The organism is Xenophilus arseniciresistens (assembly GCF_028023875.1).
Lineage (GTDB): Bacteria > Pseudomonadota > Gammaproteobacteria > Burkholderiales > Burkholderiaceae_C > Xenophilus > Xenophilus arseniciresistens.
In genome coordinates this window covers 697,944-719,691 of sequence record NZ_JAQIPB010000002.1, presented here as the reverse complement: position 1 = coordinate 719,691, position 21,748 = coordinate 697,944, and the positions used below count along the sequence as shown (strand labels likewise).

Annotated in this window: 20 protein-coding genes; 10 read left to right on the top strand and 10 right to left on the bottom strand. The window is 69.4% G+C overall.

Annotation, left to right across the window (positions count from 1 at the left end):
- Positions 1–123: 123 nt before the first annotated feature.
- Complete coding sequence (locus PGB34_RS07970; protein ID WP_271427524.1) at positions 124–414, top strand: hypothetical protein; 291 nt, start codon at positions 124–126, stop codon at positions 412–414.
- On the opposite strand, the gene PGB34_RS07965 is transcribed toward PGB34_RS07970, so the two are convergent.
- Complete coding sequence (locus PGB34_RS07965) at positions 401–1,477, bottom strand: transporter (RefSeq protein ID WP_271427523.1); 1,077 nt, start codon at positions 1,475–1,477, stop codon at positions 401–403. The two genes, PGB34_RS07970 and PGB34_RS07965, sit on opposite strands and share 14 nt — an antisense overlap.
- Before the next feature lie 118 nt (positions 1,478–1,595).
- Here PGB34_RS07965 and ppk2 point away from each other — a divergent pair, with 118 nt between their 5' ends.
- Positions 1,596–2,507: a polyphosphate kinase 2 gene (gene ppk2, locus PGB34_RS07960; protein WP_271427522.1), complete on the top strand. Its 912-nt coding sequence runs from the start codon at positions 1,596–1,598 to the stop codon at positions 2,505–2,507.
- Positions 2,508–2,513: 6 nt separating this feature from the next.
- Here the strand turns inward: ppk2 and pobA are convergent, their stop codons facing one another.
- From pobA to PGB34_RS07940, 4 genes are all read right to left on the bottom strand, one after another.
- On the bottom strand, positions 2,514–3,689 hold the full coding sequence (pobA, locus tag PGB34_RS07955; RefSeq protein ID WP_271427521.1) for a 4-hydroxybenzoate 3-monooxygenase: 1,176 nt from the start codon (positions 3,687–3,689) through the stop codon (positions 2,514–2,516).
- A 46-nt stretch (positions 3,690–3,735) separates the two neighbouring features.
- Positions 3,736–4,473, bottom strand: a complete 738-nt coding sequence (locus PGB34_RS07950) for an alpha/beta fold hydrolase (protein WP_271427520.1) — start codon at positions 4,471–4,473, stop codon at positions 3,736–3,738.
- A 92-nt stretch (positions 4,474–4,565) separates the two neighbouring features.
- Positions 4,566–4,997: a protocatechuate 4,5-dioxygenase subunit alpha gene (gene ligA, locus PGB34_RS07945; protein ID WP_271427519.1), complete on the bottom strand. Its 432-nt coding sequence runs from the start codon at positions 4,995–4,997 to the stop codon at positions 4,566–4,568.
- A gap of 179 nt (positions 4,998–5,176) precedes the next feature.
- Positions 5,177–5,626 carry a nuclear transport factor 2 family protein gene (locus PGB34_RS07940; RefSeq protein ID WP_271427518.1) on the bottom strand — a complete coding sequence of 150 codons (450 nt, stop codon included), beginning with the start codon at positions 5,624–5,626 and terminating at the stop codon, positions 5,177–5,179.
- Between the two features lie 176 nt (positions 5,627–5,802).
- On the opposite strand from PGB34_RS07940, the gene PGB34_RS07935 reads away from it, so the two are divergent.
- The 8 genes from PGB34_RS07935 to PGB34_RS07900 all read left to right on the top strand — a co-directional run bounded on the left by PGB34_RS07935 (position 5,803) and on the right by PGB34_RS07900 (position 15,148).
- On the top strand, positions 5,803–7,041 hold the full coding sequence (locus PGB34_RS07935) for a LysR substrate-binding domain-containing protein (RefSeq protein ID WP_271427517.1): 1,239 nt from the start codon (positions 5,803–5,805) through the stop codon (positions 7,039–7,041).
- Positions 7,042–7,122: 81 nt separating this feature from the next.
- Entirely contained in the window at positions 7,123–8,172 is a 1,050-nt protein-coding gene (locus PGB34_RS07930) for an extracellular catalytic domain type 1 short-chain-length polyhydroxyalkanoate depolymerase (RefSeq protein ID WP_271427516.1), read from the top strand.
- A gap of 110 nt (positions 8,173–8,282) precedes the next feature.
- A complete protein-coding gene (gene urtA / locus PGB34_RS07925) occupies positions 8,283–9,563 on the top strand; it encodes an urea ABC transporter substrate-binding protein (protein ID WP_271427515.1) in 1,281 nt (426 codons plus the stop codon).
- Positions 9,564–9,633: 70 nt separating this feature from the next.
- The gene (gene urtB, locus PGB34_RS07920; RefSeq protein ID WP_408647847.1) at positions 9,634–11,220 is read left to right on the top strand and encodes an urea ABC transporter permease subunit UrtB; all 1,587 of its coding nucleotides are present in this window, start codon (positions 9,634–9,636) and stop codon (positions 11,218–11,220) included.
- On the top strand, positions 11,217–12,458 hold the full coding sequence (gene urtC / locus PGB34_RS07915; RefSeq protein ID WP_271427514.1) for an urea ABC transporter permease subunit UrtC: 1,242 nt from the start codon (positions 11,217–11,219) through the stop codon (positions 12,456–12,458). The genes urtB and urtC overlap by 4 nt, the downstream gene beginning before the upstream one ends.
- The gene (gene urtD, locus PGB34_RS07910) at positions 12,455–13,333 is read left to right on the top strand and encodes an urea ABC transporter ATP-binding protein UrtD (RefSeq protein WP_271427513.1); all 879 of its coding nucleotides are present in this window, start codon (positions 12,455–12,457) and stop codon (positions 13,331–13,333) included. Before urtC ends, urtD begins: the two co-directional genes overlap by 4 nt.
- Before the next feature lie 5 nt (positions 13,334–13,338).
- Positions 13,339–14,043, top strand: coding sequence for an urea ABC transporter ATP-binding subunit UrtE (gene urtE, locus PGB34_RS07905; protein WP_271427512.1), 705 nt, complete (start codon positions 13,339–13,341; stop codon positions 14,041–14,043).
- Positions 14,044–14,182: 139 nt separating this feature from the next.
- Complete coding sequence (locus PGB34_RS07900) at positions 14,183–15,148, top strand: peptidoglycan-binding domain-containing protein (protein ID WP_271427511.1); 966 nt, start codon at positions 14,183–14,185, stop codon at positions 15,146–15,148.
- Between the two features lie 46 nt (positions 15,149–15,194).
- Here the strand turns inward: PGB34_RS07900 and PGB34_RS07895 are convergent, their stop codons facing one another.
- The 5 genes from PGB34_RS07895 to PGB34_RS07875 all read right to left on the bottom strand — a co-directional run bounded on the left by PGB34_RS07895 (position 15,195) and on the right by PGB34_RS07875 (position 21,704).
- On the bottom strand, positions 15,195–16,166 hold the full coding sequence (locus tag PGB34_RS07895; RefSeq protein WP_271427510.1) for a Bug family tripartite tricarboxylate transporter substrate binding protein: 972 nt from the start codon (positions 16,164–16,166) through the stop codon (positions 15,195–15,197).
- Positions 16,167–16,207: 41 nt separating this feature from the next.
- On the bottom strand, positions 16,208–17,002 hold the full coding sequence (locus tag PGB34_RS07890; RefSeq protein ID WP_271427509.1) for a class II aldolase/adducin family protein: 795 nt from the start codon (positions 17,000–17,002) through the stop codon (positions 16,208–16,210).
- A 135-nt stretch (positions 17,003–17,137) separates the two neighbouring features.
- Positions 17,138–18,064, bottom strand: a complete 927-nt coding sequence (locus PGB34_RS07885) for a LysR family transcriptional regulator (protein ID WP_271427508.1) — start codon at positions 18,062–18,064, stop codon at positions 17,138–17,140.
- Between the two features lie 63 nt (positions 18,065–18,127).
- Entirely contained in the window at positions 18,128–19,597 is a 1,470-nt protein-coding gene (locus tag PGB34_RS07880; RefSeq protein WP_271427507.1) for an MFS transporter, read from the bottom strand.
- A gap of 118 nt (positions 19,598–19,715) precedes the next feature.
- Positions 19,716–21,704: an MORN repeat-containing protein gene (locus PGB34_RS07875; protein ID WP_271427506.1), complete on the bottom strand. Its 1,989-nt coding sequence runs from the start codon at positions 21,702–21,704 to the stop codon at positions 19,716–19,718.
- Positions 21,705–21,748 lie beyond the last annotated feature (44 nt).

The window sequence follows — 21,748 nt, the reverse complement described above, 5'->3', positions numbered from 1 at the left end:
AGGTCCGCGCATGGCCCTGACGAACAACCCCTTGCACAAGTCAGGCTTGTCACAATCGCGCCGCGTGTGGGTTCAGAGAATCCGCGAACTTTCGGACTCATGCGCCTGCGCGCCCCCCTTTTTGTGAATGCCATCAAAGAAGCCCGCCGCTTCATCGAACGCCAACCCGAGGACGAGAGCGCCCGCGTCCTGACCAGCCTGGTGCTTGCCCTGGAGACGGACCGCAGCTTCGAACTGGCCACGCTCTACAAGCTGGACTACAAGGCATTCAACCTGGCGATGGACGTGCTGCGCGAATGGCGCCTGGACCGCTACTACGCCGGCAAGGCCAAGCTGTTCGACCTGTCGTTCCAGCTCAACGAGATGGCCCAGCCCAAGGCCGCCGCCAGCGAGCCGCCCGCTACTTCTTCCTGAACGCGATCCACGCGGCCACGGCTGTGAAGCTGGCCACGATGCCGACCACGACCCAGAAGCCGTGGGCGTCCTCGGCCAGCGGGATGCCGCCCACGTTCATGCCGAACAGGCCCGCCAGGATGTTGATGGGCAGGGCCAGCACCGTCACCACCGTCAGCACGAACAGGCTGCGGTTGTTGTCTTCCTGAACGCTGGCCGCTATTTCTTCCTGCAGCAGCTTGATGCGCTCCTGCAGCCCTCCCATGTCGCGCAGCACCACGGAGAACTCCTCCGAGGCGTCGCGCAGACCCTGCGCGTCGGCCTCGCCCATCCAGGCCGGCGGCTTGTGCAGCAGGCGAAAGAGCGCGGCCGGCTCGGGCGCCAGCAGGCGCTGCAGCCGAACCAGCACGCGGCGCAGCCCGCCCAGGCGGGCCCGCTGCTGATCGGGCCGGCCTGCCAGCAGGGCGTCTTCCACCGCGTCGATGCGCGCCGTCACGCTGCGCACGATGCCCACCAGCGCATCGGCCTGCGCGCGCATCAGCTGCTCGAAGAGTTCGGTGCTGGACTGCGGCGCGTGCCCCGCGCGCACCGCGGTGCGCAGCGCGTCGATGGAGCGCAGCGGCCGCGCGCGCGCCGTGATCACCAGCCGCGGGCCCACGGCCACCCACAGCGTGGAGATGTCCGAGGGCTCGAAGCCGAAGTCGAAATGCACGTCGTTGATGATCGCCAGCAGCAGGTCGTCGGCCCGCTCCACGCGCGTGGAAGGCTGCGTCTCGCGCAGGGCCTCATGAAAGCTGTCGGGCAGCGGTGCGTGCCGCTCCAGCCAGGCGCGGGCCGGCGCATGGCTGAGGTTGAAATGCAGCCACATGAAGCTGGCGTCTGGGGCGCCATCCGCGGGCTGCTGCGCCTGCGCCTCGATCCGCACGCGCGCGGCCTCCAGGTCGATGCCGCGCACGGGCTGCTGCCCGCCGGGTTCGAAGGCATAACCGCAGATCAGGCCGGCGGCATCGCCGTCCCAGGTCGGGGGTGCGGGTGGCGAAAGGGGGGTGGGCACGGCGGAAGGGTCCAGGCGGGTGCGGCCCATGATGTGTCAGATTCATGTCCATCGTGTGACGCCCCGGGGCAGGCGGCGGCTCGGGCCTGCGCCAGGTGGGCCGCCAGACTGACATGCAAATGTCATGGGTGCTTTCTAGCATCGCGCCATGAACGACAAGCTCCTGCCCGACCACCACGACAGCGTGATGCAGCGCATCGAACGTGATCTGCTCGACAGCTACGACGAGGAGCTGGAGATGGAGATCGACGACGCTCGCCTGGCCGAGGGCGCCGAAGGCGAAGATGGCCTGAACCGCCAGACCTACTTCCGCGAGCTGCTGCGCCTGCAGGGCGAGCTGGTCAAGCTGCAGGACTGGGTGCAGCACCACAAGAAGAAGGTGGTGATCCTGTTCGAAGGCCGCGATGCGGCCGGCAAGGGCGGCGTGATCAAGCGCATCACCCAGCGCCTGAACCCGCGCGTGTGCCGCGTGGCCGCGCTGCCCGCGCCCAACGACCGCGAAAAGACCCAGTGGTACTTCCAGCGCTATGTCTCCCATCTGCCTGCAGGTGGCGAGATCGTGCTGTTCGACCGCAGCTGGTACAACCGCGCCGGCGTGGAACGCGTGATGGGCTTTTGCACCGATGACGAGTACGAGGAGTTCTTCCGCACGGTGCCCGAGTTCGAGAAGATGCTGATCCGCTCGGGCATCACCCTGGTCAAGTACTGGTTCTCCATCACCGACGACGAGCAGCACCTGCGCTTCCTGGGCCGCATCCATGACCCGCTCAAGCAGTGGAAGCTCTCGCCCATGGACTTCGAGAGCCGCCGCCGCTGGGAGGCCTACACCAAGGCCAAGGAGATCATGCTCGAGCGCACGCACATCCCCGAGGCGCCCTGGTACCTGGTGCAGGCCGTGGACAAGAAGAAGGCGCGGCTGAACTGCATCGCCCACCTGCTGACCCAGCTGCCCTACGAGGAGATCGAGCATCCGGCCATCGTGCTGCCCGAGCGTGCGCGCAACCCCGATTACACGCGCCACCCCGTGCCGGCCGACATGTACGTGCCCGAGCGGTACTGACGAGTTTCAGTAGGGAAGGCCCGCGTACTGCTCGGCCAGCGCGGCCAGCGCCTTCTCGGAGCGGCTCAGGTGCAGCAGCTCGTTGTGGCGCAGCTTGCGCGCGAAGTCGGTGTCGTTCGGGAAGGTGTGCAGCAGCTGCGTCAGGTGCCAGGACAGCCGCTCCGACGACCACACGCGGCGCAGCGCGGTCTGCGAATAGTCTTCCAGCAGCGCGTCCTGCTTCTGGTTGAAATGGGCGTCGAAGGCGCGCGAGAGGTAGTAGACGTCGGACACTGCCAGGTTCAGGCCCTTGGCGCCCGTGGGCGGCACGATGTGCGCCGCGTCGCCGGCCAGGAACAGCCGGCCATGGCGCATGGGCTCGGCGACGAAGCTGCGCAGGGGCGCGATGGACTTCTCGATGGTCGGGCCCGTCACCACGGTGTCGGCCAGCGCCTTCGGCAGGCGCGCCTTGAACTCTTCCCAGAACCGGTCGTCGGGCCATTCGTTGATGTCGGTGTCGATGTCGCACTGGATGTAGTAGCGGCTGAGCATGGGGCTGCGCTGCGAGGCCAGCGCCATGCCGCGCTCGTGGTGCGCGTAGATCAGGTCCTTCATGGGCGGCGTGCGCGACATCACGCCCAGCCAGCCGAAGGGGTAGACCTGTTCGTAGCAGCGCAGCACCGAGGCCGGGATGCTCTGGCGGCCGATGCCGTGGAAGCCGTCGCAGGCCGCGATGAAGTCGCAGTCGATGCGCCCGGCCACGCCGCCGCGCACATAGGTCACGTAGGGCTGCCCGCCCGTCACGTCGTGCAGCGCCACCTCCGAGGCCTCATCGAGCACCACGCCGCCGGCGCGGTCGCGCGCCGCATACAGGTCTTCGGTGATCGCGGTCTGGCCGTAGGCCATCATCGGGCGGCCGGCGTACTTCGTGGTGTCGATCATGAAGGAGGCGTTTTCGCCCCAGGTCACGAGCGTGCCGTCGTGCACCAGGCCCTCGCGGTCCATGCGCTCGCCCAGCCCCACTTGGCGCAGCAGCTGCACCGTGCCGTGCTCGAGCACGCCCGCGCGGATGCGCTGCAGCACGTACTCGCGGCTCTGGCGTTCGACCACGATGTTGCGGATGCCGTGCAGGTCCAGGATGTGGGACAGCAGCAGCCCGGCGGGGCCGCCGCCGATGATGGCGACTTGGGTCTTGTTGTTCATGGCAGTCTCTGTGGGTTGGCGGTGAAGGGGCGCGCGTGGCCGCGGCTCAGGCCAGGCGCGCGGGCTGGGCCAGCCAGTCGCGCAGGGCCTGCGTCACGGCGGCCGGCTGTTCCATGGTGCTCATGTGGCCGCTGTGCTCCACCACGACCAGCGTGGAGCCCGGCACGCGCGCGTGCATGTCCTCGTGGCGCGCCAGCGGGCTCCAGGCGTCTTCGCGGCCGCACAGCAGCAGCGTGGGGCATTGCAGATCGGCCAGCACGCCGCGCGCGTCGGGGCGCGCGATCAGCGCCTTGAGCTGGGCCGCGAAGATGTCGGGCGTCTTGCGCTCGATCATGGCCAGGATCTCCTCGAACAGCGGCGTGTCCAGCCGCTCGCCATGCACCATGCCGCGGGCCCAGGCCTGGCCCATGGCGCGCATGCCGCTTTCGCGCGCGGTGTTCAGCAGGCTCATGCGGCCCTGGATCTCGCGCTCGCCGGCCGCGCCTTCGGCAATGGGGTCCATGCCGGTGTCCATCAGCGCGATGCGCTGCAGCCGCTGCGGCGCCAGGCGCGCGATCTCCAGCGCCACGCGCCCGCCCATCGAATGGCCGGCCACCGAGAAGACGGGCGAGCGCACCTGCGACAGCGCCAGGCGGGCCATGGCCTCGATGCTGTCGGCCTGGCCGTAGTCGATGACCAGGCTGTCCACCTCGTCGGCCAGGGCGGCCTGCTGCTCGCGCCACACGGCGTGGTCGCACAGCAGGCCGGGCAGCAGCAGCAGGGTGGGTTTCTGGAAAGCGTTCATGTCAGTGGCGCCCGGCCGCCCGAAGGCACTGAGGCACCCCCTTGGGGGGCAGCGGACCTCGCGAAGCGGGGGAGCGTGGGGGTAGTTTCATGTCAGCGTGTCTCCGGCGGGGTGGGGTCGCAAGCGGGTGGGGCGGGCTGCTGTTCGTGCAGGTAGCGGTTGCCCTCGGGCGAGCGGCCACCGGTCAGCATCATCTTCTGGTAGTCGAGTTCGCTCATGCCGCTCATGGTCGACACCATCTTGAGCACGCTCACGCCGTCGGTGGCGCCGATCTTGACGAGGAAGTAGATGTTGCCACCCAGCGCAATGCAGCGGTTGAGGTCGCGCGCCAGCACCGCTTCGCGCTGCTCCTGCGTCATGGGCCATTCGGCCAGGTAGGCGCGCTCGTCGGCCTTGAAGCGCGTGCGGTTCTCGGCCTTCATGAGGCTCATGCAGAACTGGTTGAGCCAGTAGCCCTTGCGCGACTGTTCGGCGTCGAAGACCGTGGTGCCGGGCACGTCCAGATAGGGTTTGTCCAAGGCCATCAGAGGCTCCCGAAAAAGCGGCTGAGAACGTGACACGTTCTGAGCGTCAAAGTATCTGAAAGCGCGCGCGCCAGGGCCAATGAGCAGTGCGCCAAGCCCATGCGTTTTGTTGATATGGCGGTAAACCCTGGGGGTTCGAATGCGCTCCGGATGAGGGTGCCGGATGCGCGGCGCGCAGATCAGCCCGGGTGCTGCAGCACGAAGCGGGCCGCGCGGCGCTGCAACTGCCACTGGCCATCGGCGCCGCGGCTGAGCTGGTCCTCGAACTCGCCCACCAGCTGGCGCGCATCGGCGCGGCGGCCATAGACGGGGTCGGCCTCGGTCAAGTCGCTGCTCCACAGCAACACATAGCTGCGCGCGTGGGCGTGCGTGTCGTCGGTCAGGGTCACGACCACGTTGCTGACCAGGTGGCGCGTCAGCCGTGTGGCCGGGCGCTGCGCATAGGCTGCCTCGATGGCGGCGCGGCCCTCGAGCAGGCTGCCGTTGGGCCGCACGAGCACCGCATCCGGCGCGAACAGCGCGGCAAAGGCACTCGCGTTGCCGTCGTCCACGTGCTGCACGCTGGTCTCGATCAGTTCACGGCAGGCCAGCTTGGCGATCCAGGTATCGAGGGTGGGGGCGGTGTTCATGAATGAGTCTTTGGAGGGGCTTGGGGTGCGCCGACAATTGTGCGGCGCTGCCGTCCCCGCAAACCGCAGTCGCCATCAAGATCGAGACCAGCGCATGCTTATTGTTTATGCCCAGCAAGTCCAGGCCTGAGCCCGCGCGGGCACGCCCTGGCGCATCGCGCGCCGATGAAGCCTCGTTGGCCTTCGCGCAGGCAGGCTTTCCGGTGCTGGTGATGCAGCTGCGCGGGCTGCGGGCGCTTTTGGCCGTGATCGAGCACGGCACCACCGTGGGCGCTGCCCAGGCCGTCCACCTGTCCCAGCCCGCGGTGACGCGGGCCATCGGCCGGCTGGAAGAAGCCTGCGAACAGGCGCTGTTCGAGCGCACCACGCGTGGCATGCGGCCCACGCCACAGGGCGAGCAGATCGCGGCGCGCGCGCGGGTCTTCTTCGACCGCCTGCGCCAGGGCGCGCATGAGGCGCTGGTGATGGAGGCGGCGCGCCAGCCGCGCCGCGCAGGCGCCGAGCGCTTTGCGCAGGCCGTCAGCGCCGGCCAGATCCGCGCGCTGGTGGCGGTGGCCGCCGTGGGCAGCGAATCGCAGGCGGCGCTGCAGCTGGGCATTTCGCAGCCGGCGGTGCATGCATCGCTGCAGGAGCTGGAGCAGCTGCTGGCGCTGACGCTGTTCTACAAGCGCAGCTCCGGCACGCGCCTGACGCCGCCCGGCGAAGCGCTGCTGCTGCGCGTGAAGCAGGCCGTGGCGGAGCTGCGCGGCATGGAGGGCGACCTGGCGGCCTGGCAGGGCCAGGCGCGCGGGCAACTGGTGATAGGCGTGCTGCCGCTGTCCGTGCCCATCTTCCTGCCGCGGGCGCTGGAGCGCTTCATGGCCGGCCACCCCGCGGTGCAGGTGCGCATCGTGGACGGCACTTATGAAAACCTGGTGCAACTGCTGCTGAGTGCCGACATCGACGTGATCGCCGGGGCCCTGCGCGCGCAGCCGCCCTCGGCCGACGTGCAGCAGCATCCGCTGTTCGACGATGAACTGGTGGTGGTCGCGCACCGCGACCACCCCTGCCTGGCCCAGCGCAGGAAGCTGAGTCTGCGCCAACTGCTGGACTGGCCCTGGGTGGCGCCGCTGGCGCACACGCCGGCCGAGCGCGTGCTGCATCGCGCCTTCGAGGCGCAGGGCCTGCTGCCGCCCGCGCGGCAGCTTTCGGCCAACAGCCCGCTGATGACCCTGAGCCTGGTCATGCAGTCGGGCCTGCTGGCCATCGCCTCGCGCGGGCAGGTGCTGCTCAACGACTTCGGCGGCCTGCTGCGCGTGGTGCCCGTGGCCCTGCCCGGAACCAGCCGCCGCATCGGCATCGCCACGCGCGCAAGCAGCCGGCCCGCGCCCCACCTGCAGGCTTTCATCGACATCTGCCGGACCGGCGTGCATTGATGCGCAATCGCCCCACGCCCAGCGCCTCAAGAAGCTGTTAAGGTGCGTGTTGCACTGCAACATCGCTGCGCGACACCGTCCATGCCACGCTCCCGCAAAGCCTCGCCCTTCTCGGCGCTCAAGCCCCTGGCCAGCCTTTACCAGCGCCAGCTCAAGGTGCTGAGCAAGGCCGGCGAGCGCAGCACGCGCAAGGCCGGCGAGGCGGTGCGAAAGGCCGCGCGCGGCAGCGCGGGCCGACCGCCGCCCGGCCCTGGCGACTGGCTGCAGGGGCTGGCGCTGGGTCCGGCCGGACCGCGCCGCTTCTATGTGTATCGCCCGCCCGGGCTGCGCCCGCCGGCCGGGCAGCGCCTGCCGCTGCTGCTGATGCTGCACGGCTGCGGCCAGGATGCGCGCGACTTCGCCGTCGGCACGCGCATGAACCGCATCGCCGCGCGCATGGGCTTCCTGGTGCTCTATGCCGAGCAGGACCGCGTGGCCCATGCGCAGGGCTGCTGGAACTGGTTTGCCACCCGCAGTGGCCGCGCGCAGGGCGAAGCCCTCACGCTGCTGTCGGCGGTGGACCAGGCCTGCCAGTTCTATGGCGCCGACCCCGCGCGCGTGGCCGTGGCCGGCCTATCGGCAGGCGCGGGCATGGCGGCCTTCCTGGCCAGCCAGTGGCCCAGCCGCTTCTGCGCCGTGGCCATGCATTCGGGCGTGGGGCCGGGCGCGGCCAGTTCCACCGCCACGGCGCTGCAGGCCATGCAGGGCCTGCGTGCGCCGCAGGTGCGCCCGCCGCATGCCAGCGTGGCGCCGGCCCTGCCGCCGCTGCTGGTGCTGCAGGGCGACTCGGACCGCGTGGTGGACATGCGCAACGCGCTGGCCCTGTGCCAGGCCTGGGCGCAGGCCAGCGGCGCCACCATCGGCGCGCCGCAGCTGCGCCAGCGTGGCCAGCGGCGAGCGATGCTGTGGCAGGACTGGCGCCTGCGCCGCCAGCTGCGGGTGCGCTGCATCACCGTGCAGGGGCTGGGCCATGCCTGGAGCGGCGGCAGCGCGCGCGGCAGCTTCACCGACCCGCAGGGGCCGGACGGGTCGGCGCTGGTGGCGGCCTTCGTGCGCACGGCCTGGGGTGCGGCGGCGCGCATCGCCGCCTGATCGCCCGCTCAGGCAGGGCTGCGGCCCTTGTACGCCAGCTGGCGTATTGGCCGCGCATGCGGGCGCAAAGAGACTTCCTCCATCGCGTCACAACCCCTGGAGAAGACCTCATGCAAACCCGATTCGCCCTTCGTGCGCTCACGGCCGGCATTGCGCTGGCCACCCTGGCGGCCTTGAGTTCGACGCCCGCGCTGGCGCAGCAGACCATCAAGGTCGGCGTGCTGCATGCCCTGTCGGGCACCATGGCCATCTCCGAGACCGCGCTCAAGGACATGGCGCTGATGACCATCGAGCAGATCAACGCCAAGGGCGGCGTGATGGGCAAGAAGCTCGAGCCCGTGGTGATCGACACCGCCTCCAACTGGCCCCTGGCGGCCGAGAAGGCCAAGCAGCTGATCGGCCAGGACAAGGTGGACGTCACCTTCGGCTGCTGGACCTCGGTGTGCCGCAAGTCGGTGCTGCCGGTTTACGAAGAGAACAACGCGCTGCTGTTCTACCCCGTGCAGTACGAGGGCGAGGAGCTTTCCAAGAACGTGTTCTACACGGGCGCGGCGCCCAACCAGCAGGCGATTCCCGCCGTCGAATACCTGATGAGCGCCGACGGCGGCAGCGCCAAGCGCTTCGTGCTGCTGGGCACCGACTACGTGTACCCGCGCACCGCCAACAAGATTCTGCGCGCCTTCCTGAAAGCCAAGGGCGTGGCCGACAAGGACATCCTGGAGAGCTACACGCCCTTCGGCCACAGCGACTACCAGACCATCGTCGCCGACATCAAGAAGTTCTCGGCCGGCGGCAAGACGGCCGTGATCTCCACCATCAACGGCGACTCCAACGTGCCCTTCTACAAGGAGCTGGGCAACGCGGGCCTGAAGGCCACCGATGTGCCCGTGGTGGCCTTCAGCGTGGGCGAGGAAGAGCTGCGCGGCCTGGACCCCAAGCCGCTGGTGGGCCACCTGGCCTCGTGGAACTACTTCATGAGCGTGAAGAACCCGACCAACACGGCCTGGATTAAGCAGTGGAGCGACTACGCCAAGGCCAAGAAGCTGCCGGGCCAGTCCACCAAGCCGCTGACCAACGACCCGATGGAAGCCACCTACGTGGGCATCCACATGTGGAAGCAGGCCGTGGAGAAGGCCAAGTCGCTGGAGACCGACAAGGTGGTGGCCGCCATGGCCGGCCAGACCTTCACGGCGCCCAGCGGCTTCACGCTGACCATGGACGCCAAGAACCACCACCTGCACAAGCCCGTGCTGATCGGCGAGATCCGCCCGGACGGCCAGTTCAACGTGGTGTGGAAGACCAAGGCGCCCGTGAAGGCCCAGCCCTGGAGCCCCTTCATCGAAGGCAACAGCGTCAAGAAGGACGAGCCGGACGGCAAGACCAAGCTGTAAGCGCCGCCGGCCTTCCTCCCTCTCCCTGCGGGGAGAGGAGCAATGCACCCCCTTTCTTGCCAAGGACGACGTGAAGAACCCTCTGTACCGATGGCTGCTGGCCGCCGTCGCGCTGTGCTGCGCCGCTGCCCTGCCGGCCCGGGCACTGACGGCCGAGCAGGCCCTGGCCATGGCCAGCGGCGATTCGCGCTCGCGCATTGCCGCCATCAACGAAGCCGTGCTGGCTGCCGACGAGAAGGCCGCGGCCCTGCTGCAGGCCCTGGCCGACGACGCCGTGAAGTACACCGAGACGCAGGTCTTCGTGATGAAGGGCGAGGGCTGGCAGGACGCCGCGACCGGCGCGCCCGCCGAGCCGCCCGCGCAGGCCGAAGACGTCATCAACAACAACCTCATGCGCGGCGCCATTGCCGCCGCGCAGGCCGCCCTGCAGCTGAGCAGCCCCGACGTGGCCGAGCGCGCCGCCGCGGCCGATGCGCTGTTCAAGGACCCCGACGCCTCGCGCCTGCCGCTGGTGGAAGCGGCGCTCAGGAAGGAGCAGGACCCGGGCGTGAAGGACAAGCTGGCGCTGGTGCGCGCGGCCTCCGCGCTGGAAAGCGACGACGTGGCCACGCGCCTGGCCGCCGCCAAGGCGCTGGGCGAGCAGCGCAGCCCCGCCACCAAGCTGCTGCTGAACAACCGGCTGGCCGAAGAAGGCGATGCGGGCGTCAAGGCCGCAATCCAGGCCTCGATCAAGCGCATCGACGCCATGCTGGTCTGGGGCGACCGCGTGAACGCCGTGTTCAGCGGCATCAGCCTGGGCTCGGTGCTGCTGCTGGCCGCGCTGGGCCTGGCCATCACCTACGGGCTGATGGGCGTGATCAACATGGCCCACGGCGAGCTGATCATGATCGGCGCCTACGCCACCTACGTGGTGCAGGGCCTGTTCCAGCGCTACTTTCCGGAGTCCATGTTCGGCTGGTACCTGGTGGCGGCCATGCCCGTGGCCTTCATGGCTTCGGCGCTGATGGGCGCGGTGCTCGAGCGCGGCGTGATCCGCTTCCTCTACGGCCGCCCGCTCGAAACGCTGCTGGCCACCTGGGGCATCAGCCTGGTGCTGCAGCAGCTGGTGCGCTCCACCTTCGGCGCGCAGAACGTGGGCGTGGAAAACCCCGCGTGGATGAGCGGCGGGCTGCAGCTGATGTCCAACGTCACGCTGCCCTGGAACCGCATCGGCATCATCATCTTCGCCGGGCTGGTGCTGGCCGGCATGGCCTGGCTCATCAGCCGCACGCGGCTGGGGCTGTTCGTGCGCGGCGTCACGCAGAACCGGCCCATCGCCTCGTGCATGGGCGTGAACACGGCGCGCATCGACACCTATGCGTTTGCGCTGGGCTCGGGCATCGCGGGCCTGGCCGGCTGCGCGCTCTCGCAGATCGGCAACGTGGGGCCGGACCTGGGCCAGAGCTACATCGTCGACAGCTTCATGGTGGTGGTGATGGGCGGCGTGGGCCAGCTGGCCGGCACCGTGTACGCGGCGCTGGGCCTGGGCGTGCTCAACAAGTTCATCGAAGGCTGGGCGGGCGCCGTGCTCGCCAAGATCGCCGTGCTGGTCTTCATCATCATCTTCATCCAGAAGCGTCCCCAGGGGATCTTCGCCATCAAGGGACGCGAAGCATGAGCCGCGCCGCTGCATCCTCCGTCGTGCTGCCCGCCAGGGCACCGCTGCTCACCGGCCGCGGCTGGACGGCTTTTTTCATCGCGCTGATCGCCGTGTGCGCGCTGGCGCCCGTGGCCAACCTGCTGGTGCCCCAGGGCAGCGCCTTCCACATGAGCGACTACACGGTCGCGCTGCTGGGCCGCATCATGTGCTATGCCATCTGTGCGCTGGCCATGGACCTGATCTGGGGCTACACCGGCATCCTGAGCCTGGGCCACGGCCTGTTCTTCGCGCTGGGCGGCTACATGATGGGCATGTACCTCATGCGCCAGATCGGGCGCGATGGCAACTACAAGAGCGAGCTGCCCGACTTCATGGTCTTCCTCGACTGGAAGGAACTGCCCTGGCACTGGGCTTTTTCGGACAGCTTCCTCGCCACGCTGGTGCTGATCGTCGCGGTGCCGGGCCTGGTGGCTTTCGTCTTCGGCTGGTTCGCCTTCCGCTCGCGCATCAAGGGCGTGTACTTCTCGATCATCACGCAGGCCCTGACCTTCGCGGCCATGCTGCTGTTCTTCCGCAACGAGACGGGCTTTGGCGGCAACAACGGCTTCACCGACTTCAAGCGCATCCTGGGCATCCCGATCGCCACGCAGGAGATGCGCATGTTCCTGTTCGCGCTCACGGGCCTCACGCTGCTGGCCTTCTTCCTGTTCGCAAGGTGGCTGGTGGGCAGCAAGTTCGGCCGCGTGCTGCAGGCCATCCGCGACGCCGAGTCGCGCACCATGTTCTGCGGCTACAACCCGCTGCCCTACAAGCTCACGATCTGGGTCATCTCGGCCATGATGTGCGGCGTGGCCGGTGCGCTGTACGTGCCGCAGGTGGGCATCATCAACCCGGGCGAGATGAGCGCGGCCAACTCCATCGAGATCGCGATCTGGGCCGCCGTGGGCGGACGCGCGACGCTGGTGGGCCCCATCGTTGGCGCGCTGCTGGTCAATGGCGCCAAGAGCTGGCTCACGGCCTTCGCGCCCGAGTACTGGCTGTACTTCCTCGGTGCGCTGTTCATCGCCGTGACGCTGTTCCTGCCCGACGGCATCGTGGGCCTGGTGCGCAAGTGGCTGCGCCGTGGCAAGCCCGACGCTGCACCGGCCGTGAGCGCCGGCCGCCGCGAAGCGCAGAAATCACTGGCCGCGGAGCAGGGCATGGAGGCCAGCGCGCTGGCGCCGCTGGCCACCGAGACGAAGGGAGCGCGCGCATGACGCCCGACCTGATGGAAGAAGGCGCGCGGCGCCTGAACCGCGGCGCCGCGCGGCCCGCCACGGGCCAGACCGAGTCGGGCGGCCGCACCGCCGGCTACGGCCGGCCCGCGCTGGCGCAGGGCGAGGTCGACCTGACGCACGGGCGCATCCTCTACCTCGAAGACGTGAGCGTGAGCTTCGACGGCTTCAAGGCCATCAACAAGCTCAACCTCGACATCGCGCCCGGCGAGCTGCGCTGCGTCATCGGCCCCAACGGCGCGGGCAAGACCACGATGATGGACATCATCACGGGCAAGACGCGGCCCGACGAGGGCACGGTGTTCTTCGGCAGCACCATCGACCTGCTGCGTCACCGCGAGGCCGAGATCGCGCAGCTGGGCATCGGCCGCAAGTTCCAGAAGCCCACGGTGTTCGAGCAGCTCACGGTGTTCGAGAACCTGGAGCTGGCGCTCAAGACGCACAAGGGTGTGAAGCACGCGATGTTCTTCAGCCTCGACTCGGCCCAGGCCGACCGGCTGGCCGAGGTGCTGCACACCATCCACCTGGCAGACAGCGTGACCCGCATGGCCGGCAACCTGAGCCATGGCCAGAAGCAGTGGCTGGAGATCGGCATGCTGCTGATGCAGGAGCCCAAGCTGCTGCTGCTGGACGAGCCCGTGGCCGGCATGACCGACGAGGAAACGGTGCGCACGGCCGAGCTGTTCCTCTCGCTCAAGGGCAAGCATTCGCTGATGGTGGTGGAGCACGACATGAGCTTCATCCGCACCATCTCGGAGATCGTCACGGTGCTGTGCGACGGCTCGGTGCTGGCGCAGGGCACGCTCGACGAAGTGCAGGCGGACGAGCGCGTGATCGAGGTGTATTTGGGACGTTGAAGAACATGCTGAGCGTCAAGAACATCCACCAGTACTACGGCGGCTCGCACATCCTGCGCGATGTGAGTTTTGAGGCCCACCCGGGGCACATCACCGTGCTGCTGGGCCGCAACGGCGTGGGCAAGACCACGCTGCTCAAGTCGCTGATGGGCCTGGTGCCCATCAGGAGCGGCAGCATTGCGTTCGACGGCCAGCCCATCCAGAAGAAGACGCCCTACGAACGCGCGCGCGCCGGCATGGGCTTCGTGCCGCAGGGCCGCGAGATCTTTGCGCGCCTGACGGTGGAAGAGAATCTGCGCATGGGCCTGGCCTACCGCAGCGGCAGCACGCCCATTCCGCCCGAGCTTTATGAGCTGTTCCCCGTGCTCAAGCAGATGCTGCACCGGCGCGGCGGTGATCTGTCTGGCGGGCAGCAGCAGCAGCTGGCCATCGCGCGCGCGCTGGCGCCGGGGCCCAAGCTGCTCATCCTCGACGAGCCCACCGAAGGCATCCAGCCCAGCATCATCAAGGACATCGGCCGGGCGCTGCGCATGCTGGCCACCGAAGGCTGGAAAGGCCAGAAGATGGCCATCGTGCTGTGCGAGCAGTACTACGACTTCGCCGAAGAACTGGCCGACCACTACGTCGTGATGGAGCGCGGCGAAGTCATCGCGCGCGGCCAGGGCAAGGACATGCAGGCGCAGGGCGTGCGCCAGCTGGTGGCCATCTGAGCCTGGGGCGCTGCGGCCGGGCAGCGCGCATGGCTTAGGCCATGGGGTGGGTGTTCCGCGGCGCCGGCGCGGCTTAGAGTCGGTCGGGGGCGCGGCCCGTCGGGCACCGAGGCGCTCACCAGCATGTCAGGGGGTAGCCATGAGCATTTCCGCTTCCGTGGGGCGCGGCGGCGTCAACCGCTTTGCCGATGTGGTCCATGTCCAGGGGCTGCTGAACGAATGGGCGCTGGCCAGCGGCGGCGCGCTGCTGGTGGTGGATGGCCTGGTCGGCCCCAAGACCATCGGCGCCATCCTGGGTTACCAGGGCGGCCACGGATGCGTGAAGGACGGGCGCGTGGACCCGGCCGGCGCGACGCTCAAGGCCCTTCAGGGTACCGACCCCGACCAGCCCTGCCGCCCCATCGCGCGGGCCATCGTCGAGCTGTGCGACAGCACCCTGGCGCGCCTGCCGGCCGTGGGCATGCCGCTCAACCAACAAAGTTTCGTCGGGCTGCGCACCAAGCTCTCGCAGACCGCGAGTGCGCTGCGTCCCTATGTGGCGGTGGGCTCGGCCGCGGGATCGGCCCGGCCGGTGTTTGCGTTCGCGGCCTTTCCGGTCGGGCCGGTGCTGCCGCTGGTGCAGTTCGCGCCCGCCGTGGCCATCGTGCAGTTCATGCTGGCGCTGATGGCCGCCGTCATCGCCATCATGATGCTGCAGGCGCTGGCGCCGCATGTGGGCCCCGCGGCCAGCAAGCTGGCGGCGGAGCTGGAGGCGCGCAGGCAGATCCTGATGTCGGCCCTGGCCGAGGCCATGGTCCGCTTCATCATCTTCGTCAACGACATCCAGCGCGCGCTCGAGCGGTGCAGGCCGCAGGGCAACCTCAACAACAACCCCGAATGCGCCCGCGCGCTGGAAAAGGCGGCGCGCATCCTCAAGAACCTGCTGTTCAAGCTCGAGGCGCTCAAGTTCCTCTGGAACAAGGGCGCGGGCGGCACCGTGCCCAACATAGCGGACTTTCGCAATGCGCGCCAACTGGTCGAGGAACTGCAGGCGCTTGCGACCGAGATGCAGGCCGCCGTGGCCGAGGTCATCGGCCGGTGCAAGTGCAACCTCCTCATCACCTGAGTACGCGCGACGCCGGCCGGGGCCGGGCCGGGCCGGCGCTTGCCGTTCAGTCCAGCCGCACGCCGGAAGTGCGGATCACCTTGCCCCAGTGCGCGCTCAGGGCGCGCGCCGTGTTTCGGAAATCCTCGGGCGTGCCTGGCGCGGGCTCCACGCCCATCGTCTCGAAGGCCTTCAGGATTTCGGGCGACTGCAATGCGCGCTGCAGGTCGGCATTGATGCGCCGGATCGCCTCGGCCGGCATGTGGGCCGGGCCGACCAGGCCCTGGTAGGCGAAGGCGTTGACCTCGGGGTGGCCGAGTTCCGCGAAGGTGGGCACCTGGGGCAGGTTCTTCGCGCGCTGCGGCAGCGCGACGGCCAGCGCCCGCACCTTGCCTGATTCGAGATGGGGCCGCCCGGCTGCCGCGTCGAGCATCATCATCGGCACCTGCCCGCCCAGCAGGTCCTGGATGGCAGGCGCTGCGCCCTTGTAGGCCACGTGCGTGATGTCCAGCCCGGCCTTCTGCTTGAACAGTTCCATGGCCATGTGGTGCGGCGAGCCCACGCCCGCCGAGGCATAGCTGGCCTTGCCGCCGCTGGCCTTCACGAAGGCGACCAGCTCCGCCAGATTGCGCGCCTGGAAGTCCTCGCGCACCACCAGCAGGATCGGGATGCGGCCGATGGCGCCGATGTAGCTGAAGTCGGTGGCCGGGTTGTAGGGCAGCTTGGCGAACATGTGTTCGTTGAACAGCAGCGCGGCGTTCTCGGCCTGCAGGATCGTGTGGCCATCGGGCTTGGCCTGCAGCAGGGCGGCCACGCCGATGTTCGTCGAGGCACCGGGGCGGTTGTCCACCAGCAGCGGCTGGCCCAGCAAGGGCTGCATCGCCTGGCTGAGCTGGCGGGCCATGGCGTCCGTGCCGCCGCCCGCGGGGTAGGGCACGATCCATTTGATCGGCTGGCTGGGGTAGCTGCCCTGCGCCAGCGCAACGCCGCACAGGGCCAATGCCAGGGTTGCGCCCAGTGTCTTGAGCTTTCGAATCATCGTGATGTCTCCTTCTTTTTTTGTTGAAGCGATGGCCGGGCTCAGTCGCGGTAGCCCGGCGCCTGCTGGTCCAGCATGCGGCGCAGGGCCTGCCAGTCGCGGTTGCGGATGTAGCTGTTGGAGCCCGCGAACTGCTGCGCCGCATGCTCGCACACCGCTGCGGGCGGCATCACCAGCGGCACGCCGCCGGCCATCGCGTCGAGCTGGATCTGGCAGGCCAGCTCCAGGTAGTACATCTCCTCGAAGGCTTCGCGCACGCTGGCGCCGGCCGTGAGCAGGCCGTGGTTGCGCAGGATCAGCGCCTTGTGCGGGCCGATGTCGCGCACCAGGCGCTGCTGCTCGTCCAGGTCCAGCGCGATGCCCTCGTAGTCGTGGTAGCCCACGCGGTTGTGGAAGCGCATCGCATGCTGGGAAATGGGCAGCAGGCCGCCCTGCTGCGCCGAGACCGCCACGCCGGCGCGCGTGTGGGTGTGGAAGACGCAGTCCACGTCGGGCCGCGCCTTGTGCACGGCCGCGTGGATGATGAAGCCCGCGGGGTTGGCTTCCAGCGGCGTGTCTTCCAGAAGGCGGCCTTCGATGTCCACCTTGATCAGGTTGGAGGCGCTGACCTCCGAGTACATCAGGCCGAAGGCATTGATCAGGAACTGGTCATGCCGCCCCGGCACCCGCAGCGAGATGTGGTTGTAGATCATGTCGGTCATGCGGTAGTGCACGGCCAACCGGTAGCAGGCGGCGAGGTCTTCGCGCGCCGCCCACTCCTGCGCATCCACCTGCTGGCGCACGCTGCGGCGCCGCTCCTCCAGGACCTGTGCCCATTCCTCGTCTCCCATCGTCATCGTCTTCAACTCCCATTTCCCGTCGTCATCGTCTTCAACTCGCCTTGGTGACAGCACTGTGGGGGAGTCTAGAAACGCGGTCGGCCTGGGGCCAATGACTTATGGCGGCAAAGGCATGACCGCCATGCATGAGGGTCAACCCGGGGCTGTGCGGGGCAGGGCGCGGATCATCTGCAGCAGGTCGTCGCGCAGCCGCACCGTGGCCGCCGACAGGGTGCCGTGGCGGCGCTGGTACAGCGCAAAGGTGCGCGCGGCGCGCACGCCCTGCACGTCCAGGATGTGCAGGCCCGGAGCATGGGCGGTGGGCTCGCCCAGCAGCAGCCGCGGCATCCAGCTCAGAAAGCCGCAGCGCTGCACCAGCGTGCGGATGGCGTTGATCGACGCGGTTTCGACGGCGACGGGTGGCGTGGCCAGGCCCTGCGTCCAGAAGGTCTGGTGCCATTCCTCGCGCGGCCCCGTGTGCCGCGGCGGCAGGGCCCAGCGCTGGCCTTCCAATTGCGCCAGCGTCAGGCGGCCCTGCGTGCGCAGCGGATGGTCGGCCGCGCACACGATGTGGCAGCCTTCCTGCCATTGGCTTTCCGAGACCAGGCTCACCGCCTCGCTCTGCGGCATGGCAAAGCCGATCACCAGGTCCACCTCGCCCTTGGCCAGTTGCACGGCCAGGCTGTCCGACATCCCTTCCACCACCTGCACCTGCAGGCCCGGATGCCCGGCAGTCAGCCGGTCGATGGCAGGGGGCAGGAAGTTCTCGACGGCGCTGGCGACGGCGCCCACGCGCACCACGCCGCGCTCCTGGCCCAGCATCTCGCGCAGCTCGCGCACGGCCTGCTCCGACTCGGCCAGCATCAGGCCGGCGTGCGGCTCCAGCGCGCGTCCGTAGTCCGTCAGCGACACGCCGTTCGCGTGGCGCTCGAACAGCGGCACGCCCAACTGGTGCTCCAGCCGCTGCAGCGTGCGCGTGAGCGCAGGCTGGGTGAGCGAAAGCGCTTCTGCGGCCTTGCCCAGGGAGCCGAGTTTGGCGATGGCCTTGAAGGCTTGCAGTTCGCGCAGGTTCAGGATCATGGCCGGTTTGGGGGCGCGAAAAGGCCCTGCGGCATTATGGGCTGGGCCGCGCCGCCGGCCGCTTCAACTTCGCGGCGGCGGCGTGCCCAGCGGCGGTGCGATGTCCTCCAGCGCGCGCCGCTCGGCATTGACCGCGAAGCGCAGCGCCAGCAGGCCCGCCACGATGACCAGCGCCGCGCCGATGGCGTAGCCCACGGCCACCGCGCCGCGGCTGCCGGTCTCGATCAGCGCGCCGAACAGCCAGGGCGCCGCAAAGCCGCCGGCGCCCGTGCCCACCGCGTAGAACAGAGAGATGGCCAGCGCGCGCATCTCCAGCGGGAACACCTCGCTCACCGTGAGGTAGGCCGAACTGGCGGCGGCCGAGGCCAGGAAGAACACCGCCGACCAGGCCAGCGCCTGGCTGCGCGCGTCCAGCAGCCCGGCCATGAAGGCCCAGCCCGTCAGGCCCAGGCCGATGCCGGCGCCCACGTAGGTCAGCGCGATCATGCGGCGCCGGCCCACGCGGTCGAACAGCGGCCCCAGCAGCAGCGGCCCCAGCACGTTGCCCAGCGCGAAGGGGAAGATGTACAGCGCCACTTTCGCATCGGGCACGCCATGAAAGCGCGTGAGCACCAGCGCGTAGGTGAAGAAGATGGCGTTGTAGAAGAAGGCCTGCGACAGCATCAGCGCCAGGGCCACGGCGCTGCGCTGGCGGTAGCGGCGCAGCAGCACCTGCACCAGCTCGCGCGCCGACGGTGCCGCGCGCGATTGCAGCGAAAGCCGCCCCGCAGGCGGCGGCAGCGGGCCGCGCTGGCGGGCCACCTCGGCCTCGATGGCGCTGACGATGCGCTCGGCCTCCTGCGCGCGGCCGTGCATCAGCAGCCAGCGCGGGCTTTCGGGCACGTGCCGGCGCACCAGCACGATGGCCAGCGCCAGCAGCGCGCCCAGCGCGAAGCCCGCGCGCCAGCCCCACACGGGCCCCAGCACGGCCGGGTCCAGCAGCAGCAGGCTCAGGCCCGCGCCCAGCGCTGCGCCCAGCCAGAAGCTGCCGTTAATCGCCAGGCTCACGCGGCCGCGCACGCGCGCCGGCACCAGCTCGTCGATGGTCGAATTGATGGCCGCGTACTCCCCGCCGATCCCCAGGCCCGTGATGAAGCGGCACACGGCAAAGAAGGCGAAGCCCGGCGAGAAAGCCGTGGCGAAGGTCGCGGCGGCGTAGATCGCCAGCGTGATCATGAACAGCCGCTTGCGGCCCCAGCGGTCGGCCATGCGGCCAAAGAGCAGCGCGCCCAGCACGGCGCCACCCACATACAGCGAGCCCGCCAGGCCGATCTGGCTGGCGCTCAAGCCCAGCGTGTCGCTGCGCTCCAGCACGCCGCCCAGCGAACCCACCAGCGTGACCTCCAGCCCGTCGAGCACCCACGCGGTGCCCAGCGCCAGCACCACGCGCCAGTGCCAGGCCGACCAGGGCAGCCGGTCGAGGCGGGCAGGGATGTCGGAGTGGACGAGGCCGGTGCTGTCGCCAGCGTGGGCCGCAGTGAAGGCGCCGCTCATGAACGGTGGGCGGCGCGGAAGGCGGGGCAGGGCATGGCGGCAAGGCTACGCGCTGCGCGGCAGCACGCGCGTCGGCGCAGGCCGACATTGGCAGGCCTGGCCGCCTGTGGGTGTCCGCTCAGGGCGTGCGGCTCATCTTCGGCACGGGAATCTGCGGGAACACCGGGTCGGGGCTGCGCAGGCCGCTTCCGGGCGTGGCGCCGGGGCCGAAGTGGTTGTTCGGCGTGCAGCGCCGTCCGCCCGACTGCACCTGGTCGCAGGCGCGTTGGGCCGCGGCAAAGCTTTCCTGGTATTGCCGGCGCTCGGCCGCGCTGACGCCCGGGCAGCCCGCATCGTGCATCTCGATGGCGGTGCGGGTCATGAACATCACGGTTTCCTGGCTGGCCGTGATGGAGGCGTTGGCAGGGATGCGGGTGTTCATCACCGCCTGTTCCCTGGCGCGGCACTCCTGGGCCGACAGGGCTGCGCCGCCCGTGCGCGCGGGCGCTGCGCCGCCACCCGAGCCGGCCGCATAACCGCTGGGGTTGGCCAGCGCAGCCTGCGTCTCGCGCTGGAGGACGGCAAACCAGGCCTGGTTCTGCGCTTCGTAGCCCTGCACGCCCCATTCCAGGCAGCCGCGCCCGTTGTTGCGGGCGCAGTAGTTTTCGTCTTCGCTCAGTGACTGCTGCAGCTGTGCCAGCAGCCGGGCCGCTTGCGGGTCCTGCGCGGCGCAGGGGGTCAGCACCTGCATCGACATCCGCTTGGCCTTCATATGGAAGCCCGCGCCATAGGCCGCGTAGCTCTTGTGGCCGGAGGCGTTGAGCACCTGGTTGATCTTCTCGGCATTGCGCGCGCACACCGAGGAGGCGGAGGAGGAGGAAGAGGAGGCGGTGCTGCTGCCCGTCGCCCGGGCGGGCGTGGCGCTCGCGCTGGCTGCGGCTGGCGCCGTGTTGGCTGGCAGGCCCGCCATCTGCCGGGCCGCGGTCAGGGCCAGCGGGTGATCGGGGAAGCGGCTGGTCAGCGCGCGCTGGGCTTCGCGCGCGCGGCCGGCATCGCCCTGGGCGCTGAGCTCGTCGGCCAGGGCATAGAGCTCGCCAGGGTTCGCGGTCTGAAGCCGGGCCTGAAACTGCTGCTGCTGGCGCGCGGCTTCTTCGCGCTTGCGCTGGGCCTGGGCTTCGGCCGCCTCGCGCGCTGCCGCCGCGCGTGCGGCAGGCAGATCGACCGAAGTCGTGTTGCCGGCGGCGTCGCGCTGCACACCGACCGAAAGCTGGCCGTTCTCGTAGCGGCCCTTTTCGCTCACCGTGCCGTCTGCGCGGAAGGCCGTGCCCTCCACGCGCTTGCCCTTTTCGATGCGGCCCGTGAAGGAACTGCCATCGGCTTCGGTGCGCGTGCCGATGAAGGTGCCGTCCTTCCAGTCCTTGCCCTTCTCCTTGACCCCGCTGGGCGTGACCCACAGGCCCTCGGTGGTCGAGCCATCGGTCTTGCCCACATGGCGGCTGCCGTTGGGAAGCAGGGTGTCGAAGGCGCCGTTGCGCTGGTTGTCCTTGAACTCGCCGCGCTGGATCTCGCCACTGGAATAGATCACCGTCCCGGTGCCATGCCAGGCGCCGTCGCGGGTCTGCCCGTAGTAGATCCAGTCGCTGCCCTTGCTGCTCTTGCCCGTCAGCTCGGAGTTGTGCCAGACATCGCGCACCTGGGCGCCGATCTCCTGGGCCTGTGCCTGGACGGCGGTGTCGCCGCCCAGCGTGCGCGCCGCGCCGCGGCTCTCATCGCCCAGAGTTGCGGTGAAGACCGCGTCGGGCGTGACCTCCTTGCGGGTGCCGAACAGCGTCCGGGTCCCCTCGCCGATGGCGGCCTGCAGGCGCTCCAGGTAGCCCTTGGCACGGGCGCAGGTCTTTTGCACGTTCAGCACGAAGCGGCATCCGACGTGGGCCGCGCACAGGTCGGCCTGCGTGACGGTGGCCTCGTCCTTGAGTTCGCTGCAGTTGGCGATTTCGGGGTTGACCTGGGCCACGGCCATGCTTGGCATCAGCAGCAGGACGCTGCCCAGCGCCAGCAGGCACGCGGGCAGCAGGCGGCGGATCGGGCGCGTGAACCAGGTATTCCGGGGCGTTGCGTTCGCTGTCATGGGAGCACCTTTGTGGAAGAAGGGATCAGTCCCGTGCGTCGCAA

Excerpts from the sequence above, each read along its gene's own strand:
- PGB34_RS07930 (WP_271427516.1), top strand. The coding sequence starts at position 7,123 with ATGCCACGCTCCCGCAAAGCCTCGCCCTTCTCGGCGCTCAAGCCCCTG.
- urtC (WP_271427514.1), top strand. The coding sequence starts at position 11,217 with ATGAGCCGCGCCGCTGCATCCTCCGTCGTGCTGCCCGCCAGGGCACCG.
- PGB34_RS07885 (WP_271427508.1), bottom strand. The coding sequence starts at position 18,064 with ATGATCCTGAACCTGCGCGAACTGCAAGCCTTCAAGGCCATCGCCAAA.
- PGB34_RS07950 (WP_271427520.1), bottom strand. The coding sequence starts at position 4,473 with ATGAACGCTTTCCAGAAACCCACCCTGCTGCTGCTGCCCGGCCTGCTG.
- urtD (WP_271427513.1), top strand. The coding sequence starts at position 12,455 with ATGACGCCCGACCTGATGGAAGAAGGCGCGCGGCGCCTGAACCGCGGC.
- ligA (WP_271427519.1), bottom strand. The coding sequence starts at position 4,997 with ATGGCCTTGGACAAACCCTATCTGGACGTGCCCGGCACCACGGTCTTC.
- PGB34_RS07880 (WP_271427507.1), bottom strand. The coding sequence starts at position 19,597 with ATGAGCGGCGCCTTCACTGCGGCCCACGCTGGCGACAGCACCGGCCTC.
- PGB34_RS07900 (WP_271427511.1), top strand. The coding sequence starts at position 14,183 with ATGAGCATTTCCGCTTCCGTGGGGCGCGGCGGCGTCAACCGCTTTGCC.
- pobA (WP_271427521.1), bottom strand. The coding sequence starts at position 3,689 with ATGAACAACAAGACCCAAGTCGCCATCATCGGCGGCGGCCCCGCCGGG.
- PGB34_RS07890 (WP_271427509.1), bottom strand. The coding sequence starts at position 17,002 with ATGACGATGGGAGACGAGGAATGGGCACAGGTCCTGGAGGAGCGGCGC.
- PGB34_RS07965 (WP_271427523.1), bottom strand. The coding sequence starts at position 1,477 with ATGGGCCGCACCCGCCTGGACCCTTCCGCCGTGCCCACCCCCCTTTCG.
- ppk2 (WP_271427522.1), top strand. The coding sequence starts at position 1,596 with ATGAACGACAAGCTCCTGCCCGACCACCACGACAGCGTGATGCAGCGC.
- urtA (WP_271427515.1), top strand. The coding sequence starts at position 8,283 with ATGCAAACCCGATTCGCCCTTCGTGCGCTCACGGCCGGCATTGCGCTG.
- PGB34_RS07940 (WP_271427518.1), bottom strand. The coding sequence starts at position 5,626 with ATGAACACCGCCCCCACCCTCGATACCTGGATCGCCAAGCTGGCCTGC.
- PGB34_RS07875 (WP_271427506.1), bottom strand. The coding sequence starts at position 21,704 with ATGACAGCGAACGCAACGCCCCGGAATACCTGGTTCACGCGCCCGATC.
- urtE (WP_271427512.1), top strand. The coding sequence starts at position 13,339 with ATGCTGAGCGTCAAGAACATCCACCAGTACTACGGCGGCTCGCACATC.
- PGB34_RS07895 (WP_271427510.1), bottom strand. The coding sequence starts at position 16,166 with ATGATTCGAAAGCTCAAGACACTGGGCGCAACCCTGGCATTGGCCCTG.